The sequence below is a fragment of the Pseudomonas sp. G5001 genome, from assembly GCF_013385475.1.
In the GTDB taxonomy this organism is placed as follows: Bacteria; Pseudomonadota; Gammaproteobacteria; order Pseudomonadales; family Pseudomonadaceae; genus Aquipseudomonas.
This window is the reverse complement of the sequence record NZ_JACAPZ010000031.1, coordinates 54,601-73,191: the sequence shown is the minus strand read 5'-3', so window position 1 is coordinate 73,191 and position 18,591 is coordinate 54,601. Positions and strand designations below refer to the sequence as shown.

17 protein-coding genes are annotated in these 18,591 nt (G+C 61.9%); 9 read left to right on the top strand and 8 right to left on the bottom strand.

The genetic code is table 11. The features are described 5' to 3' along the window. Window positions 1-72 precede the first annotated feature (72 nt). Both HX805_RS24155 and HX805_RS24150 read left to right on the top strand, forming a co-directional pair. Entirely contained in the window at window positions 73-804 is a 732-nt protein-coding gene (locus HX805_RS24155) for a response regulator (protein ID WP_003214124.1), read from the top strand. After that, window positions 794-2,263 (top strand): ATP-binding protein, encoded by a 1,470-nt coding sequence (locus HX805_RS24150; RefSeq protein WP_087694634.1) that lies wholly within the window; start codon window positions 794-796, stop codon window positions 2,261-2,263. The genes HX805_RS24155 and HX805_RS24150 overlap by 11 nt, the downstream gene beginning before the upstream one ends. Before the next feature lie 152 nt (window positions 2,264-2,415). On the opposite strand, the gene HX805_RS24145 is transcribed toward HX805_RS24150, so the two are convergent. Then, window positions 2,416-3,345 carry an AraC family transcriptional regulator gene (locus HX805_RS24145; RefSeq protein WP_177117344.1) on the bottom strand — a complete coding sequence of 310 codons (930 nt, stop codon included), beginning with the start codon at window positions 3,343-3,345 and terminating at the stop codon, window positions 2,416-2,418. A gap of 326 nt (window positions 3,346-3,671) precedes the next feature. On the opposite strand from HX805_RS24145, the gene HX805_RS24140 reads away from it, so the two are divergent. Both HX805_RS24140 and HX805_RS24135 read left to right on the top strand, forming a co-directional pair. Further along, window positions 3,672-4,013 carry an antibiotic biosynthesis monooxygenase family protein gene (locus tag HX805_RS24140; RefSeq protein WP_003214130.1) on the top strand — a complete coding sequence of 114 codons (342 nt, stop codon included), beginning with the start codon at window positions 3,672-3,674 and terminating at the stop codon, window positions 4,011-4,013. Between the two features lie 43 nt (window positions 4,014-4,056). Continuing rightward, complete coding sequence (locus HX805_RS24135; protein WP_177117343.1) at window positions 4,057-4,305, top strand: hypothetical protein; 249 nt, start codon at window positions 4,057-4,059, stop codon at window positions 4,303-4,305. A gap of 141 nt (window positions 4,306-4,446) precedes the next feature. On the opposite strand, the gene HX805_RS24130 is transcribed toward HX805_RS24135, so the two are convergent. Further along, window positions 4,447-5,079 (bottom strand): flavin reductase family protein, encoded by a 633-nt coding sequence (locus HX805_RS24130; protein ID WP_177067565.1) that lies wholly within the window; start codon window positions 5,077-5,079, stop codon window positions 4,447-4,449. Between the two features lie 195 nt (window positions 5,080-5,274). Between HX805_RS24130 and HX805_RS24125 the strand changes: the two genes are divergently transcribed. Further along, entirely contained in the window at window positions 5,275-6,030 is a 756-nt protein-coding gene (locus HX805_RS24125; RefSeq protein ID WP_102605691.1) for a hypothetical protein, read from the top strand. A gap of 62 nt (window positions 6,031-6,092) precedes the next feature. Here HX805_RS24125 and HX805_RS24120 read toward each other — a convergent pair whose 3' ends face one another. The 4 genes from HX805_RS24120 to HX805_RS24105 form a co-directional block, all read right to left on the bottom strand. Next, window positions 6,093-7,412 carry an MFS transporter gene (locus HX805_RS24120; protein WP_008435500.1) on the bottom strand — a complete coding sequence of 440 codons (1,320 nt, stop codon included), beginning with the start codon at window positions 7,410-7,412 and terminating at the stop codon, window positions 6,093-6,095. A gap of 289 nt (window positions 7,413-7,701) precedes the next feature. Further along, entirely contained in the window at window positions 7,702-9,027 is a 1,326-nt protein-coding gene (locus HX805_RS24115; RefSeq protein WP_008435499.1) for a sigma-54 dependent transcriptional regulator, read from the bottom strand. Then, window positions 9,021-10,787 carry an ATP-binding protein gene (locus tag HX805_RS24110; protein WP_008435493.1) on the bottom strand — a complete coding sequence of 589 codons (1,767 nt, stop codon included), beginning with the start codon at window positions 10,785-10,787 and terminating at the stop codon, window positions 9,021-9,023. Before HX805_RS24110 ends, HX805_RS24115 begins: the two co-directional genes overlap by 7 nt. Window positions 10,788-11,003: 216 nt before the next feature. Further along, on the bottom strand, window positions 11,004-12,527 hold the full coding sequence (locus HX805_RS24105; protein WP_003214142.1) for a fumarate hydratase: 1,524 nt from the start codon (window positions 12,525-12,527) through the stop codon (window positions 11,004-11,006). A gap of 216 nt (window positions 12,528-12,743) precedes the next feature. Here HX805_RS24105 and HX805_RS24100 point away from each other — a divergent pair, with 216 nt between their 5' ends. Both HX805_RS24100 and HX805_RS24095 read left to right on the top strand, forming a co-directional pair. Then, entirely contained in the window at window positions 12,744-13,676 is a 933-nt protein-coding gene (locus tag HX805_RS24100; RefSeq protein WP_102605688.1) for an iron-sulfur-binding ferredoxin reductase, read from the top strand. 30 nt (window positions 13,677-13,706) lie between these two features. Further along, entirely contained in the window at window positions 13,707-14,456 is a 750-nt protein-coding gene (locus HX805_RS24095; RefSeq protein ID WP_003214147.1) for an enoyl-CoA hydratase-related protein, read from the top strand. Window positions 14,457-14,654: 198 nt separating this feature from the next. On the opposite strand, the gene pyk is transcribed toward HX805_RS24095, so the two are convergent. Further along, a complete protein-coding gene (gene pyk / locus HX805_RS24090; RefSeq protein WP_003214149.1) occupies window positions 14,655-16,106 on the bottom strand; it encodes a pyruvate kinase in 1,452 nt (483 codons plus the stop codon). 175 nt (window positions 16,107-16,281) lie between these two features. Between pyk and HX805_RS24085 the strand changes: the two genes are divergently transcribed. After that, the gene (locus HX805_RS24085) at window positions 16,282-16,656 is read left to right on the top strand and encodes a tol-pal system YbgF family protein (protein WP_003214151.1); all 375 of its coding nucleotides are present in this window, start codon (window positions 16,282-16,284) and stop codon (window positions 16,654-16,656) included. Window positions 16,657-16,882: 226 nt separating this feature from the next. Beyond that, window positions 16,883-17,242, top strand: a complete 360-nt coding sequence (locus tag HX805_RS24080; protein WP_008432342.1) for a PilZ domain-containing protein — start codon at window positions 16,883-16,885, stop codon at window positions 17,240-17,242. Window positions 17,243-17,258: 16 nt separating this feature from the next. Here the strand turns inward: HX805_RS24080 and HX805_RS24075 are convergent, their stop codons facing one another. After that, a complete protein-coding gene (locus tag HX805_RS24075; protein ID WP_177045884.1) occupies window positions 17,259-18,590 on the bottom strand; it encodes a DUF58 domain-containing protein in 1,332 nt (443 codons plus the stop codon). Between the last annotated feature and the right edge of the window lies 1 nt (window position 18,591).

The following is an 18,591-nucleotide window of genomic DNA, read 5'->3' as shown; positions in this document are numbered from 1 at the left end:
GGGCTTGCTCGCGGAGGCGGCCTCAAGGGCAACAAATGACTTAAGCTTGGCCATAACAACAAGGAGGACCCCGTGAGCGTAATCAGTAAATCCATTCTCCTGGTCGACGACGACCAGGAAATCCGCGAGTTGCTGCAAACCTACCTCAGCCGCGCCGGTTTCCAGGTGCGCGGCGTGCCGGATGGCGCGGGGTTCCGCCAGGCGATGAACGAAGCGCCGTGCGACCTGGTGATCCTTGATGTGATGCTGCCGGACGAAGACGGTTTCAGCCTTTGCCGCTGGATCCGCCAGCACCCACGCCAGGCCCAGGTGCCGATCATCATGCTCACCGCCAGTTCCGACGAAGCCGACCGCGTCATCGGCCTGGAGCTGGGTGCCGACGATTACATCGGCAAACCCTTCAGCCCCCGTGAGTTGCAGGCCCGTATCAAGGCCTTGTTGCGGCGCTGCCAGTTTGGCCAGGAGCGCAGCGGCGGCGAGGTGCTGGTGTTTGGCGAGTGGCGCCTGGACATGGTCAGCCACCGGCTGTTCCACGTCGACGGCGAGGAAGTGATTCTTTCCGGCGCCGATTTTGCCCTGCTCAAACTGTTCCTCGATCACCCCCAGCAAATCCTCGACCGCGACACCATCGGCAACGCCACCCGTGGCCGCGACCTGATGCCCCTGGACCGGATTGTCGACATGGCCGTCAGCCGTCTGCGCCAACGCCTGCGCGACACCGAAAAACCACCCCGGCTGATCCGCACCGTGCGCGGCAGTGGCTATCAATTGGCAGCCAGCGTGGTTGCCGGCAATGCCCACTGAGCGCCTGCGTGAACTGCGCCGGCGCATCCCGGTACCGCGTTCGCTGCTGGGGCGGATGTTACTGCTGACCCTGTTGGCGGTGCTGTTTGCCCAGGCGTTGTCCAGCGTGATCTGGGTCTCGCAATTGCGCGCTACCCAGCTTGAAGGCCTGGTAACCGCCGCCCGCAGCCTGGCGCATTCGATGACCGCCAGCGTCAGTTATTTCCGCTCGTTGCCGGTGGCCTTCCGGCCGTTGGTACTGGACCAGTTGCGCAGCATGGGCGGTACCCGGTTTGTGGTGACGCTCAACGATAAGCCCCTGGACATGGCGGTATTGCCGGAAACCCCGCGCAAGCATGCAGTGCTCGGTGCTGTCGAAGAAGTGTTGCGCCAGACCCTGGGCAGCGACGTGCATGTTTCGGTGGAGTTCGTCAGCGCCGAAGACCTGCGCATCTTCAATGCCGGTTTGAAACTCGACGAACTGCCGCGTTCCTGGGCGCATTACGCGCTGACCCTGGAACCGGTGAATCCGCCGGTGTTGGTCACCCAGATCCAGCTGGCCCAGGGCGAATGGCTCTACATTGCCTCCTTGCTGCCCGAACCCTATACCAGCCTCGAAGAACAAGGCCTGCCATACCAGCAGGTGTGGTTTATCGTGCTCACCAGCGGCTTCCTGCTGCTGTTTATCGGCCTGCTGGTGCACTGGCAAAGCCGTCCACTCAAGCGCCTGGCGAGGGCGGCGCGGGACATGTCCCTGGGCGCCGACGTGGAGCCGGTGGCCGAAGGCGGCGGCAGCGAAGTGGTGGAAGTAGGCCGCGCGTTCAATGCCATGCGCGAACGCATCAGCCGTTACCTGACCGAACGCAGCCAGCTGTTCAGCGCCATTTCCCACGACCTGCGCACACCCATCACACGCCTGCGGTTGCGGGTGGAATTGCTGGAAGACGAGAACCTGCAAACCAAGTTCGGCCGCGACCTGGATGAACTGGAGTTGCTGGTCAAAGGCGCGCTGCAGTGTGTGAAAGACACTGACATTCACGAAAACATCGAACCGGTGGACCTCAACCACGTACTCGACTGCCTGGTGGAGCCGTACCTGGCGCCCAACGGCAATGGGCGCGTGACCCAACATGGTCGGGCACTTACGACGTACCCGGGCAAGCCGCTGGCGCTCAAGCGCTGCATCGGCAACCTGATCGACAACGCCCTGAAGTACGGACAGAACGCCCATTTGCATATTGAAGACGATGGCGCGGAATTCATCCTTCACGTCGACGACGAAGGCCCGGGCGTGCCGGAACAGCGCCTGGAGCAGGTCTTCGAACCGCACTTCCGCCTGGCCGGGCAACAACAGGGTTACGGCCTGGGCCTGGGCATCGCCCGCAACATTGCCCACAGCCATGGCGGTGAAGTGAGTTTGCAGAATCTGCGGGAGGGCGGTTTGCGGGTGACCTTGCAACTGCCTCGTGGCCTGGATTGAACGCCACCAATACCGCAGCTGATTGAGTACTTGTGGCGAGGGAGCTTGCTCCCGTTGGGGCGCGAACTGGCCCCAAAAGATGGGACTGCTGCGCAGTCCAACGGGAGCAAGCTCCCTCGCCACATTATTAGTATCCGGTGTTATAACCGTGGTTAGACGCTCTGGCGCAGCCTGGCCAGATCCCGCAACGGCGGCGCACCAAACAGCCGGCTGTATTCGCGGCTGAACTGCGATGGGCTCTCATAGCCCACCCGATACCCCGCCGCCGAGGCTTCCAGGCCCTCGGCGATCATCAACCGCCGAGCCTCCTGCAAGCGCAACTGTTTTTGGTACTGCAACGGACTCATGGCGGTCATCGCCTTGAAGCGGTGGTGCAAGGTCGAGACGCTGAGGTTCACTTCCTTGGCCAGGTCATCAATGCGCAGGGGCTGTTCGTAGTTGCCGTTCAACCAGGTGATCGCCTGGCTCACCCGATGGCTCTGACTGTTGGCGACGGCAATTTCATACAGCCGATAACCCTGTGGACCACGCAACAGGCGATAGAGAATTTCCCGATTGATCAGCGGCGCGAGCATTGCGATGTCTTTCGGTGTGTCGAGCAATCGGGTCAGGCGCAGCACGGCGTCCAGTAGCTGGCTGTCCAGGCGGTCGACATACATCCCTCGGGAGGTCGGGCGCGGGGGCACGCCCATCGGCCCGGCTTCGGCAATCAGTGCGGTGATCTGTGCCGGGTCGATATTCACCCGAATCGACAGGTTGGGGTCTTCAGGCGTGGCATCAAGGATGCGCCCGGCCACCGGCATCGCTACCGAAAACACCAGGTAATTGAGCGGGTCGTAGGCGAAGACTTCATCCGCCAGGCGCACTTCCTTGCTGCCCTGGGCGAGGATGCACAGCGCGGGTTCAACCAGCACCGGCGTGAATTCACGCGGGGAGTTATGGCGGTTGAGATACAGCGACGTGATCGCCGTGCCGTAGGAACCATCCTCCCAGGTATGCCGGCGAACGATGCCGGCGAGTTCTGCGCGCTGCTTTTCCATATCGGCGTCGAGGGGTTTGGAGCGAAGTTCGGGCGACGACATGGGACATCCTCTGGTGCTTTGACGATGGGCACAGCTTAAGGGCGGCTTTGCAAAAAGCGGTATTTCGATTCTGCACAATCCTTGCCTGATCCTGCGAAAAATCGTGAATCAGGCAAGCCGGGGCCTGTCATGCCCCTGAAATACGGCAGTCATGCCGGGAATAAACTTCGCAGGCCGATTGCTATATCTACGTATCTCGCAGGATTGTGCAATAAGCCAGCAGGAATTGACTAACCGCATCCACACCCGCGCCCGTATCTTTGATCCTGTGGCAACACGCCCTCACAGTGCTTGCCGAGCATCACTTCTCAACGGGAGAGTCGAACATGTCCACCCCCATTCCCGCGAGCCATATGGCCTTTATCCGTGCCCGTACCGGGTACAGCACCGAACTGGGTGCACGCTTGAGCAGTTTGATCGAACCGGGCCGCCAGGCTCAGGGTTGCCTGCAATTCTCGTTGCAGCACTCCCTGGCCGACCCGGATGTGTGGTTGGTGTCGGGCTTCTGGAGCAGCGAGCAGGCGATGAGTGCCTACTTCAGCTCGCCGGCGCTGATGGTCTTCACCGAGTTGTTGAATGACATGGTGGTTCGCAGCATGGACTTCCAGACCTTTACCGACGCCTCGGCGGCCAATGCCTATGGCGAGTACCTGCAACTGGCGGGCTAGTGCTTTAGAATGGCCGCCTTTCCCATTGGCCAGGACCTGCAACATGGCACGTAAAGAGTTTGCCCACCACGAAGCCGTTTCCGCCTTGGTGCGTGAAGAAGAGGGTGGCTATAGCGCCGCCATCGCCGTCAAGGCGCTGGATGGCATGGGCGCACCGCGCTTTCACAAGATCCTCGATGGACAGACGTTCAAGACTGCCTCCGACGCCGACGATGCCGCAGCTCTGCAACTGGAGCGCTTGGTCGATGTAGATGAAGACGGTCAGCTCTCTTGGGCAACTTTCGCCAACTAAAAACACCGCTGATCCAAATCTGGGAGCGGGTTTGTGTGGGAGCGGGCTTGCTCGCGAATGCGGTGGATCAGTTGGCATATGCATTGACTGATACGCCCCCTTCGCGAGCAAGCCCGCTCCCACATTTTTATCGCATTCCAATCAGCGTTTCGCGGCGCCTGGGCGGTACATTTTGAACAGCGCTTCCGGCCCCAACTGAAAATAATCCGCCGGGCCACCTCCACGCAGGATCGGCTGGGCGGCAGCCGTGTCGTACACCCCGTCTTTCAGCAGCCATTTGGCGATATGCACCGCGACCACCTCACCAAGCACCAGCCAGCTCGGCACCAGCTCCTTGTCGGCGCGCTGCAGCTGAATGATCTGCGTCACCTTGCACTCGAACGACACCGGGCTTTCGGCCACGCGAGGCACGGCGATCACCTTTGAAGCCACCGGCGTCAGGCCCGACAATTCAAACTCGTTGACCTCGGGTGATACCGGCGCGCAACTCTGGTTCATCTGCTCGGCCAGCGGGCGGGTGGCCAGGTTCCACACGAACTCACCGGTCTGTTCGATGTTGTTCAGGCTGTCTTTGCGCCCGACACTGGAAAACCCAATGATCGGCGGAATGTAGTTGAACGCGTTAAAGAAACTGTAGGGCGCCAGGTTCAAGCGGCCCTGGCTGTCGTGGGACGAAATCCAGCCAATCGGGCGCGGGCCGACAATCGCATTGAACGGGTCATGGGGCAGGCCGTGGCCGTTGGCGGGTTCGTAGAAATGAATATCGTCGGACATGGCCGGGGTTCCTGCTGCGCGGTTCTGGGGAGGGCACCATAGTGCAATCCGGCGCGGCGGATTTCTATCATCCATATGGAATTTTCATACAGCCCCCACCTATTTTTCACAGCTCCCGGGTCAGTCTGCGCGCCAGGTCGACACCCCCTGTAAGTCGACCGATTGAACGACTGAGCCTTTGGAGCCTTCTGCACAATGAACAAACTTCCTCAGATCACCCTGGCGTTCTGGGTCATGAAAATCTGCGCCACGACCCTGGGCGAAACCGCCGGGGACTTGCTGTCGATGACCTTGAATGTCGGTTACGCCATCAGCTCGATGATCCTGATCAGCGTGTTCCTGGTCACTCTGGTGACGCAACTCTGGTCGAAAACCTACAACCCGGTGCTGTACTGGATCGTGATCCTGTCCACCAGCACCGCCGGCACCACCATGTCGGACTTTATGGACCGCACGCTGGGGCTGGGTTATGCCACGGGCTCGATGATTCTGGTGTCGATCCTGGTGGCGATCTTTGCCCTGTGGCGTATCAGCGGCGACTCGCTGAACGTGAACAAGGTGCAGACCTTTCGCGGTGAGCTGTTCTACTGGATGGCGATTCTGTTCTCCAACACCCTGGGCACGGCGCTGGGTGATTTCCTCGCGGATGATTCCGGGCTGGGGTTCGCTGGTGGCGCGTTGCTGATCGGGGCGAGTATCGCGGTGGTGGTGTTGCTTAAATACTTCACGCGGATTTCGTCGGTGCTGCTGTTCTGGGTGGCGTTTGTGTTGACCCGGCCGTTCGGCGCAACCCTGGGTGACTTCCTGACCAAACCCCATGAAAAGGGCGGGCTGGACTTTGGCACCATCGGCTCGTCGGCCGTGTTGGCGGCGGTGCTGGTGGTGATGATTGCCGGGGCGGCGTATGCCCAGCGTCGGTATGGACGCCAGGCGGCTGCCGAGCTGTCTTGAGGGCAATGAAAAAGGGCCGTGTCATTGACTGACATGGCCCTTTTTTTACGCTTGCCGAACCCTTAGTCCGTAGTAATCCGTGAATGTTTGCGGGTGTCCTTCATGGTCACATACACCAACAGCGACACCGCAATACACGCGGTGACGTACCAGTAGTAACCGGTTTCCATACCAATGCTCTTGAACCACAGCGCGATGTATTCAGCGGTGCCGCCGAAAATCGACACGGTCAGCGCATAGGGCAAGCCAACGCCCAGGGCGCGGATTTCGGTGGGGAACAATTCGGCCTTCACCACGGCGTTGATCGAGGTGTAGCCGCTGACGATGATCAGCGCCGCCATGATCAGGAAGAACGCGCCCCACCAGGTCTGGATGGTGTGCAGGGTGGTGAGGATCGGCACGGTGAACAGCGTGCCGAGGACGCCGAAGGCGATCAGGATCGGCCGGCGGCCAACCTTGTCCGACAGCCCGCCGATGATGGGTTGCAGGCACATGAACAGGAACAGCGTGGCCGCCGAAATGGTGGTGGAGTCGGAGATGCTCATGCCGACGGTGTTCACCAGGTATTTCTGCATGTAGGTGGTGTAGGTGTAGAACGCCAGGGTGCCGCCCATGGTCAGGCCGACTACGGTCATCAGTTCTTTGGGGTGGCGCATCAAGGTGCGCATTGCGCTTTCCTTGGCCTTTTCTTTCTTGGTGAACGACTCGGTTTCTTCCATGCCACGACGCAGGTACAGCGCCACTACCGCGCACAGCGCGCCGATGGCGAACGGGATACGCCAGCCCCAGTCGTACAGTTGTTCGGTGGTCAGCAATTGTTGCAGCACGATCAATACCGCCAGGGCGATGAGCTGGCCGGAGATCAGGGTCACGTACTGGAAGCTGGAGTAGAAGCCCCGACGTTCCTTGGTCGCCATTTCGCTGAGGTAAGTGGCGGAGGTGCCGTATTCACCGCCGACCGACAGGCCCTGCAGCAAACGGGCGAATACCAGCAGGATCGGCGCACCGATACCAATGGCTTCATAGCCCGGGCTCAGGGCAATCAGCAGCGAGCCGAAGCACATCAGGTAGACCGACGCCATCAAGGCCTTTTTACGCCCGACCTTGTCGGCGTACAGGCCCATCAGCCAGCCACCGATCGGGCGCATCAGGAAGCCCACGGCGAAGATCGCGGCGGTGTTCAGGAGTTGGGCGGTGGTGTCGCCTTTCGGGAAAAAGGTCTTGGCGAAATACAGGGAGAAAGCCGCGTAGACGTACCAGTCGTACCACTCGACCATGTTGCCGACCGATCCGCTGAAGATCGACTTGATACGGCTGGAGGTGGTGCGTCCTTTTGCCGGCGCAGTCGCCGACCCCAGAGGCAGGGAGTTGGAGTTATCCATTTAAGGATCCTTCATCTAATTGTTTTTGTGGAGCGCGCGGTAGCGCAGCCTGGCTGGGCTATAGCAGGAGCTGTGCCAAGCCGATGAAGGCCCGGTCTAGAAGGGTTTGGAGATTTTTTTGAGCGGAAAATCGCTGATGATTGAAGGGTGATGAGCGGAAATCCGCCGACGAAGATCGCTCCCACGCTCTGCGTGGGAGCGCATCCTGTGACGCTCCGCGTCACGATTTTAAGGGCGGACGCGGAGCGTCCAGAGCTGCATCCCCACGCGGAGCGTGGGAACGACCGGGTTAGAGGAACGTATCCCGCGCCAGGCCATGGCGCTGCATTTTTTCATTGAAGGTGCGCCGTGGCAGTTGCAACTCGGCCAGCACCGCCTTGATATCGCCTTTGTGCCGGGTCAGCGCGGCTTTCAGGCAATGGGCTTCAAATGCTTCCTGCTGCGCCGCCAACGATTGCCCGGCTTCGATGCCTTCCGGCTCCGGTTCACCCAGCCCCAGCACCTGGCGTTCCGCGGCATTGGCCAGCTCCCGCACATTCCCCGGCCAGTCATGGCTGAGCAGGCGCCCCAGCGCGGGTCCGCTCAGCGGCGCGAAGTTGCGGCCCAGGCGCTCGGCGGCGCTTTGTGCAAAGTGCTCGAACAGCAGGGGAATGTCTTCCCGGCGTTCCCGCAGCGGTGGCAGGCGCAGTTGTGCGACGGTCAGGCGATAGGCCAAGTCCTCGCGAAAACGCCCGGCGCGAGCTTCGTCCAGCAGGTCGGGTTTGGTGGCGGCGATGATCCGCAAGTCCACCTTGATGCTTTGATTGGAACCGAGCCGTTCGAGTTTTTGCTCCTGCAACACCCGCAGCAATTTCACCTGCTGGGCCAGCGGCATGCTTTCGATCTCATCGAGAAACAGCGTGCCGCCATTGGCGTATTCCAGCTTGCCGATGCGCTTGCCCTGGGCGCCGGTGAACGCGCCACTTTCATGGCCGAACAGCTCGGCTTCAAACAGCTGCTCGGGAATCGCCGCGCAGTTCAGCGCCACAAACGGCTTCTTCGCCCGGGGGCCGAAATCATGCAGGCAACGGGCGACCAGCTCCTTGCCGCTGCCGGTTTCGCCGCGAATCAACACATTGACCGGCAAGCCGGCCAGGTCCAGGACTTGCCGGCGCAGGTTCTGCAAACCCCGGGACACCCCCAGCAGGCTCGATTCCAGTTGGGCCCGGTGATCGGCCTGCTGATGCAAGCGGCGGTTTTCGAGCACCAGCCCGCGCTTGTCCAGCGCCCGGCGCAGGCTGCTGAGCAGGGCTTCGGGGCTGAAGGGTTTTTCGAGGAAGTCGTAGGCGCCGTCGCGCATGGCCTCGACGGCCATCGGCACATCGCCGTGGCCGGTGAGCAGAATCACCGGCAGGTCGGCGTCACGCCGCTGCACTTCAGCCAGCAACTCCAGGCCGCTGAGGCCGGGCATGCGCACGTCGCTCAGGATCACCCCGGGAAAGTCCCGGGGCAATTGCGCCAGGCATTCTTCGGCGCGGCCGAACAACTGCACCTCAAAGCCCGACAGGCTCAGCCATTGCTCGACGGCCGTGCGAATGCTGGCTTCGTCGTCGACCACAATCACCGCATTCAACATAGGTCTGGCGTCTCCAGTGCGATGGGCAAGGTCAGGGTAAAGATCGCCCCGTCACCTTGATTGCCGGCGCTCAGGCGCCCGCCAAGTTCGTGGACGATAGCGTACGACACGGCGAGCCCCAAGCCGAGCCCGTCGCCCACCGGCTTGGTGGTGAAGAACGGGTCGAACACGCTGTTGAGGTTTTCCTCGGCGATCCCGCCGCCGCTGTCGCTGACGGTCAGGTGCCATAGCTGCTGATCGGCGTGCAGACGGATCTCCAGGCGCTTGCGTGGCTTGTCGGCCATGGCGTCGAGGGCGTTGCGCAGCAGGTTGATCAGCACCTGTTCGAGGCGGATCGCGTCGCCGCGTACCCAGGCCGGGCGGGTCAGGTCCAGTACGGTGCCGATGGCTTCGTCCCGCAGGCGCGCATCGAGCAAGTGCAGGGACTGGTCCACCACCGTCGCCAGGTCGAGGCGTTCGCGCAGGCCGCTGGGGCTCTTGCGGGCGAAGGTCTTGAGGTGGCCGGTGAGCGCAGCCATGCGTGTGAGCATGTCGTCCAGCGGGGTCAGGGCCTGGTAGGCGTCGTCCACCCGGCCATGGTCCAGCAGCAGCCGCAGAGTCGCCAACTGCATGCGCTGGGCGGTCAAAGGCTGGTTGATTTCGTGAGCGAGGGCGGCAGACATCTGCCCCAGCGCTGCCAGTTTGGCGGATTGCACCAGGCCATCCTGGGCAGTACGCAGGGCGCGGGTGCGTTCTTCCACCAGTTGTTCAAGTTCTTCGCGGCTGCGCTGGCGCAAGCGGGCGAGGCGCCAGCGCTGGGTCAGGAACAGCACCAGGAACACCAGCGCCAGCCACGAGCCGGCGGCGGCGAGGCCGGCGTTGCGTTGGTCTTCAAAGGCAAACTGTGGCTTGCGCAACAGGTGCAAGGTCCAGCCTTCGGCCTTCAGCGGCAGGGACTCCCAAATGTAATTGGCCTTGCCATCGGGGCCGTCGACGCGCATCAGGTGGCTGTTTTCGTCAAAGCGTTGCAAGGCTTCAGTGTCCAGTGGCAGCAATTGTTTCTTGTCGTATTGGCGGGTGGCCTTGAGTTCGGCGTGGTCGCTGTCCGACAACGGACGCAGCGCGCGGTAGCGCCAGCCCGGCTGATTGGCGATAAACACAATGCCCCGGGCATCGCTGACCAGCAGCAAGTCATTGCCCTGGGCCCACTCGCGCTCCAGTTCCGGGAACTCCAGCTTGACCACCATGGCACCGAGGAACTGCTCGTTCTCGCCGACCACCGCGCTGGAGAGGAAATACCCCGGAATCCCGGTGGTCACGCCCACTGCATAAAAACGCCCGGTGCCCTGGCTCAAGGTTTGGCTGAAGTAGGGACGAAACGCGTAGTTGTGCCCCACATAACTGCTGGGCAGGTTCCAGTTGCTGGCGGCCACGGCGAGGCCGTTGCGGTCCATCAGTTCCAGGGTCGAGGACTGGGCGGCGCCGTTGATGCGCTCCAGCTTGCGGTTGAGCAAATCCTGGGTGGCGGTGTCCAGCGGGCCCTTCAGGGCGCTGATCATTTCCGAGTCCAGGGCCAGCACGGCGGGCAGGGCGCGGTAACGTTCGATCAGGGTGTGCAGGGAGTTGCCATAAAGCATGAGCTGCTGATTGGCGCGGGCGGCGTCATCCACCAGGGCCAGGCGTTCGGCGTGGCGGGTAGCCAGGGCGGCAGCCAGTACCGCGCCGGCGATGATCAGCAAGGAGTAGAAGGTCAAACGCAGCGGGCGGGGAATCGCAATCATACGAAGATGAACAGTGCAATTAGGGGCGAGCACCATAGCACGAGGCGCATGGCTGTTGTGGCGAGGGAGCTTGCTCCCGCTGGGGCGCGTAGCGGCCCCAAAAAAATGGGAGCGCTGCGCACTGGAGCGGAGCAAGCTCCCTCGCCACAGTGAGAGGTGCATGAAACAAAAAAAGGCGACCGTAGTGGTCGCCTTTTATCCTTGCAGGGGAAATGCTTACTGCACTTCAACCGCCAGGCTTTCACTGATCTTTTTCTGCCAGATGGCAGGACCGGTGATGTGTACCGACTCGCCCTTGCTATCAACGGCAACGGTGACCGGCATGTCTTTCACGTCGAACTCGTAGATCGCTTCCATGCCCAGCTCGGCGAACGCCACGACGCGGGATTTCTTGATGGCCTGGGCCACCAGGTAAGCCGCGCCGCCCACTGCCATCAGGTAAACCGCCTTGTGGTCCTTGATCGCTTCGATAGCGGTCGGGCCGCGCTCGGATTTGCCGATCATGCCCAACAGGCCGGTTTGCTCGAGGATCTGGCGGGTGAACTTGTCCATCCGCGTGGCGGTGGTCGGACCGGCAGGCCCCACCACTTCTTCGCGCACCGGATCAACCGGGCCGACGTAGTAGATGAAGCGACCCTTGAGGTCCACCGGCAGGGTTTCGCCCTTGTTCAGCATCTCGACCATGCGCTTGTGCGCGGCGTCGCGACCGGTGAGCATCTTGCCGTTGAGCAACACGGTTTCGCCCGGCTTCCAGCTCTGCACGTCTTCCGGGGTCAGGGTGTCGAGGTTGACGCGACGGGCCGACGGGCCGGCTTCCCAGACGATTTCCGGGTAGGCGTCCAGCGGTGGCGCTTCGAGCGATGCAGGGCCCGAACCGTCGAGCACGAAGTGCGCGTGACGGGTGGCGGCGCAGTTGGGGATCATGCACACCGGCAGCGAGGCCGCGTGGGTCGGGTAGTCCATGATTTTCACGTCGAGCACGGTGGTCAGGCCACCCAGGCCCTGGGCGCCGATGCCCAGTTGGTTGACCTTCTCGAACAGCTCCAGGCGCATCTCTTCGATACGGTTGGACGGGCCGCGCTTCTTCAGCTCGTGGATGTCGATGGATTCCATCAACACTTCCTTGGCCATTACCGCGGCTTTCTCGGCGGTGCCGCCGATGCCGATGCCAAGCATGCCCGGTGGGCACCAGCCGGCGCCCATGGTCGGAACGGTCTTGAGCACCCAGTCGACGATCGAGTCGGACGGGTTGAGCATGGCCATTTTCGACTTGTTCTCGGAACCACCGCCCTTGGCGGCCACGTCCACTTCCACGGTGTTACCCGGGACGATGGAGTAGTGGATCACGGCAGGGGTGTTGTCCTTGGTGTTTTTACGCGCACCGGCCGGGTCGGCGAGGATCGAAGCCCGCAGGACGTTTTCCGGCAGGTTGTAGGCCTGGCGCACGCCTTGGTTGATCATGTCGTCCAGGCTCATGGTGGCGCCATCCCAGCGCACGTCCATGCCTACACGTACAAATACGGTGACAATCCCGGTGTCCTGGCAGATCGGGCGGTGGCCGGTGGCACACATGCGCGAGTTGATCAGGATCTGAGCCATGGAGTCACGGGCCGCTGGCGATTCTTCGCGCAGGTAGGCCTCGTGCATCGCCTGGATGAAGTCAACGGGATGGTAGTAGGAAATGAATTGCAGGGCGTCGGCAACGCTCTGAATCAGGTCGTCTTGCTTGATCACGGTCATGAGTCGCGCTCCTCTATAAGGGAACATTCAATAAAGGTGGCGTCAGTGTTGCATCGGTCGGCTGAAGCCACCTTTCCAAGGCACGCCAAAGTGGTGCAGGCGCGACGCTAAAAAGGCGCGGCAGTATAACCCGCCACGGTGGCCGATACACCCGACTATGGTCAAACTCTGCGGGGCGTGATTCCCTGTAGACGCCTTTTTGATCCGAGACCCTTGATGCCTGAACTTCACGTCGGTGAACGCCACTGGTCGGTAGCCGCCGGCAGCAACCTGCTGGATGCCCTGAACCAGGCGGGCGTGGCCGTGCCTTATAGTTGCCGCGCCGGCAGCTGCCATGCCTGCCTGGTGCGTTGCCAGGGTGATATCCAGGACAACCAGCCGGATGCCCTGAGCCCGGCGCAGCGCCAGGATGGCTGGCGCCTGGCGTGCCAGTGCCAGGTCGCAGGTGACTTGCAGGTCGAAGCCTTCGACCCGCTGCGTGACGGGTTACCGGCGACGGTGCTGAGCGTCGATTGGTTGACCCCGAGTGTACTGCGCTTGCGGCTGCAACCCGAACGCGGCTTGCGCTACCGGGCGGGGCAGCATCTGGTGTTGTGGGCCGGCAGCGTTGCGCGGCCTTATTCATTGGCCAGCCTGCCCCAGGAAGATCCGTTTCTCGAATTTCACATTGATTGCCGCCTGCCCGGCGAATTCAGCGACGCCGCCCGCCAATTCAAGGCCGGTGACAGCCTGCGCCTGGGCGAATTGCGGGGCGGCGCCTTGCAGTACGACCCCGACTGGCAATCGCGGCCGCTCTGGCTGCTGGCCTCGGGCACCGGACTCGGCCCGCTATGGGGCGTGTTGCGCGAGGCCTTGCGCCAGGATCACCAGGGCGCCATCCGGGTCATTCACCTGGCCCATGACGCGGGCGGTCATTACCTCGCCGGGCCATTGGCCCAGCTGGCTGGTGCGCATCCGAACGTGACCGTTGAGCTATGGACAGCGGCTGAGGTGACGCAGGCGTTGGCGCAACTGCGGCTTGTTTCCCGGCAAACTCTGGCTTTACTCTGCGGGCACCCGGCCAGTGTCGAGGCCTTTTCCAAGCGCCTGTTCCTGGCCGGACTGCCGCGCAATCAACTGCTGGCCGATGTGTTCCTGCCCCGTGGTTGAGCGCTGAATTTCCCAGCCGCGAGATTTGTCATGACCGATGCCATCCTGCAGCAACGCGAACGCGGGTTGCTGATTTTGCAGCTCAATCGCCCGGACAAGAAAAATGCCCTGACCCGCGCCATGTACAGCCAATTGGCCGAGGCGCTGGAGCAGGCGGATGCCGATACCAGCGTGAATGCCGTGCTGATCCAGGGCAGCAGCGAGTGCTTCACCGCCGGTAACGATATTGGCGACTTCCTCGAACAACCGCCGGCGGATCTCGACAGCCCGGTCTTCAATTTCATGCGCAGCTTGCTCAACTGCCGCAAGCCGGTGATTGCGGCAGTGGCGGGCGTGGCGGTGGGAATTGGCACGACGCTGCTGCTGCATTGTGACCTGGTGTATGTCAGCCGGGATGCACGGTTGCGCATGCCGTTCGTCAACCTGGGGCTGTGTCCGGAGTTTGGGTCCAGCTTGATCCTCCCGCGCTTGCTGGGGCATGCCAAGGCGGCGGAGTTGCTGCTGCTGGGTGAAGGGTTTACCGGCGAACAGGCTGCCGCCTGGGGCATTGCCACCGAGGCATTGGGCAGCGGTGAATCGGCCCTGGCCAAGGCGCGGGAAATTGCTGGACGGTTTGAGACCCTGGCGCCGGGCGCGGTACAGGTCAGCAAGCATCTGATGAAAAGCGTTGATCGCGAGCAGTTGCGCAAGGTGATCGAGGAGGAGGGGGCGTTGTTTACCCAGAGGTTGAAGTCGCCGGAGGCGATTGCGGCGTTGTCGGGGTTTATCACTCGGAGATGAATGAGCGTTGACTGGTCGGCCTATTCGCGAGCAAGCCCGCTCCCACATTCGACCGTGTTTCTTGAGGATGTACGCGATCAAATGTGGGAGCGGGCTTGCTCGCGAATAGGCCAGTAAAGCCAACACACAAGCCAATTTGCAATGCAAAAAGCCCCGCCATTCACATGGCAGGGCTTTTGTTTTTCAGCGAGCGGTCACTCAGACCATTGGGTCGCCAACGTGCAGGATCTTCATGCCGTTGGTGCCGCCGATGGTGTGGTAGCTGTCACCCTTGGTCAGGATGACCCAGTCGCCTTTCTCCACGACGCCGCGCTTGAGCAACTCGTCGATCGCGGCCTGGCTGACTTGCTCAGGCGGCAGCGATGCCGGGTCGAACGGTACGGTGTAGACGCCGCGGAACATGGCCGCACGGGCCTGGGTTTCGCGGTGCGGGGAGAACGCGTAGATCGGGATCGAGGAACGGATGCGCGACATGATCAACGGCGTGTAGCCACTTTCGGTCAGGGCGATGATCGCTTTCACACCCGGGAAGTGGTTGGCGGTGTACATGGCCGCCAGGGCGATGCTCTGGTCGCAGCTTTCGAAGACCTTGCCGATACGGTGGCTGGAGGTCTTGCTGGTCGGGTGCTTTTCAGCGCCGACGCAGATGCGTGCCATGGCCTGCACGGCTTCCAGCGGGTACGGGCCAGCCGCACTTTCAGCCGAAAGCATCACGGCGTCGGTGTAGTCGAGCACGGCGTTGGCCACGTCGGACACTTCGGCACGGGTTGGCATCGGGTTCTGGATCATCGACTCCATCATCTGGGTCGCAACGATCACCGCCTTGTTGTGGCGACGTGCGTGCAGGATGATTTTCTTCTGGATACCGATCAGCTCGGCGTCACCAATTTCCACACCCAGGTCGCCACGGGCAACCATCACGGCGTCGGAAGCCTTGATCAGGCCGTCGAGGGTTTCATCGTCGGCTACGGCTTCGGCGCGTTCGATCTTTGCCACCAGCCAGGCAGTGCCGCCGGCTTCGTCGCGCAGTTTACGGGCGTATTCCATGTCGGCGGCGTCGCGCGGGAAGGATACCGCGAGGTAGTCCACTTCCATTTCGGCGGCGAGCTTGATGTCGGCCTTGTCTTTTTCAGTCAGGGCCGGGGCAGTCAGGCCACCGCCGCGACGGTTGATGCCTTTGTGGTCCGACAGCGGGCCGCCGATGATCACGGTGCAATTCAGTTCGGTCGGGGTGGCGGTGTCGACGCGCATTACCACACGGCCGTCGTCCAGCAGCAGTTCGTCGCCCACGCCGCAGTCTTTCACCAGGTCCGGGTAGTCGATACCCACGACTTGCTGGTTGCCTTCGGTCAGGGGATGGCTGGTGGAGAAGGTGAACTGGTCACCGATCTTCAGCTCGATCCGCTTGTTGGCGAATTTGGCGATACGGATTTTCGGGCCTTGCAGGTCACCCAGCAACGCCACGAAGCGGCCATGCTTGGCGGCCAGGTCACGCACCAGCTTGGCGCGAGCCTTGTGCTCGTCCGGGGTGCCGTGGGAGAAGTTCAGACGGGCAACGTCCAGGCCAGCCAGAATCAGCTGTTCGAGGACTTCCGGCGAGTTACTGGCCGGGCCAAGGGTGGCGACGATTTTGGTACGACGGACGGACATGCACGGACTCCTGAGTTCAAGCGCTGGGGAAGGCTACTATGCTCTTTGGTTGTAGTCATTGTTCGTTTGCACTACTTATCGATGATTCGCTTGTTTTCACTCTGCATGAACAGATGAACAACCTTGAAGATTTTCGATGAAGGGTCGATACACTGCACAAGACAGGAGAACCCCCATGCGAATCGTGATCATTGCTGCCCTGGCCGTCAGTGTTGTCGGCTGCACCCGTTGGTCGATGGACCATCATTTGAACAATGCGTACCGCGCCTACGGTGTGGGCGATTGCCAGCGGGTCACCCTTGAGTTGTCCCAGGTCGACCGTGAAAGCCGTTCCCGGCGCTACGTGCAACCGGAAGTCTCGATGTTGCGCGGGCAGTGCCTGGAGCGCGAGAAGCTGTTTGTCGATGCGGCGCAAACCTATCAGTTCATCATCAGCCAGTACCCGGCGAGCGAGTACGCATTCCGTGCCCGTGCCCGTTTGGATACCCTGCAGCAACTGGGGCATTACCCCGGCGCGAGCGTTGCCCAGCCGCGGCCGGCGTCGTTGTGATGATATTTGTCATGCCATAGCTGGCTCGTTGCCAGTCTTGGGCTAATCTTTGAATGTCAGTTTGTATAAGTTTCTATTCAAACGGATGGCGTTCCCGGATTTGGCAGCTGTAAAAGTGGCAACCCGTTTGCGGTTGTCGCACCGATATCCGGGGAGAGCGGGCCTTCAGGCTCGTTTCGAATCACTGGAGCGGCCACATATATGGCCATTGGATGGCGACCTCATCATGTTTACTCACCGACGGATCGAGCGGCATCAGTTACCTTGCTTCCTTCAAGTGTTCAACCGCCTGACGGACAAGCCAATCGGCTATCTGGGCAATGTTTCCGAGCAGGGCCTGATGTTGATCAGCCAGTTACCCATGATGGTCGATGTGGAGTTCGAGCTGCGCTTGAAGATCCCCGGGCCTGAGGGTGAGGTGCAGGCGGTAGACCTCACGGCCACCTGCCTGTGGTGTCATGAGGATATAAACCCCCAGCATTACGATTCCGGGTTCAGCATATCCCAGGCCCCTGCCGAATATGGGGAGGTGATCAGCGCGCTGCTGGATTACTTCAGCTTTGATCCGTTGCAGGCCTCTGCCTAGGTGCTGCATCCGGCGTTCATAGCGCGCCGGCTTTTTTCCAGCCCAGGTAGCGGGTCACCAGGGCGGCACCCAGGTCCGAAGGCAGTGTGTCCAGTACCGACAGCCCGTGGGCGTTCAAGCGGTCGTGGAGTTCGTCCCGGGTATTGAGATAGTTGATCGTGCCGCAATAGGCCAGGGCTTCGGGCAGGGTTTGCACGGGAGCCTGGCGTAACTGGTCAAGGACCTCCTCCCGCAGGCTTGCGACCATTACCCGGTGCTGGCGGCTGATGCGCTTTACGGCGCTGAGTAACTCTTCATCTTCCTCATCCCGCAAATTGGTCACTACGATCACCAGCGAGCGACGTTTCTGCCGGGCCAGCAGTTGGCTGGCGGCCGCCTGGTAATCGGCCGTACGCCGGGACGTGTCCAGGTCATACACCGCATTCAGCAACAGGTTGAGCTGGCCACTGCCCTTGACCGGCGCCAGGTAGCGCGGCTGGTCGCAGGCAAAGGTGCACAGCCCTACGGCATCGCCCTGGCGCAAGGCTACATAACTGAGCAGCAGGCAGGCGTTGAGCGCGTGGTCGAAGTGCGACAGTTCGGCGTCCTGGCTGCGCATACGGCGGCCACAATCGAGCATGAACATGATCTGCTGGTCGCGCTCGTCCTGGTACTCCCTGGCAATGGGCGTGCGTTGCCGGGCGGTGGCTTTCCAGTCGATCTGGCGCAGGCTGTCACCTTCGCGAAACTCACGCAGCTGGTGAAACTCCAGGCCCAGCCCACGCCGTTGCCGCTGGCGTACGCCCAGCTGGTTGAGCCAGTTGTCCACCGCCAGCAACTGCGCACCATACAGGCGTGCGAAGTCCGGGTAGACCCGGGTGGCGTCGCTGACGTCGATCAGGCGCCGGGCCGACCAGAGCCCCAGGGCGCTGGGCAGATGCACTTCACAGCGGGTAAAGCTGAAATGCCCGCGCCTTTGGGGCCTTAGCCGATAACCCAGTTCACTGTGCTCGCCGGGCCGCAGTTCGATGGATTGCGGCAGGTCCTCCACCGCCAGGCCGTCAGGCACATGATCGAATACCTGGACCGCCAACGGCTGGGGATAATCGTGCTCCAGGGTTACCCGCACTTCCCCCCAGCGCCCCAGTGCCAGGCTGCCGGGCATCTGCCGTCGCACGCGCGGGGACGGCCGGCGGCGCAGGCGGCTGGCATCCAGCAGGGCCAGCAGCAACAGGGCCAGCAGCAGGCCCCACGTCACTGAGTGCAGGGCGTCTGGCACCTTGACCTGTAGCGCCACCAGTGCGCCGAGCAGGATACTCAGGCCCAGCAGTACACCGAGCCAGGTCAACAGCAGGCGGGTTGGTCTCATG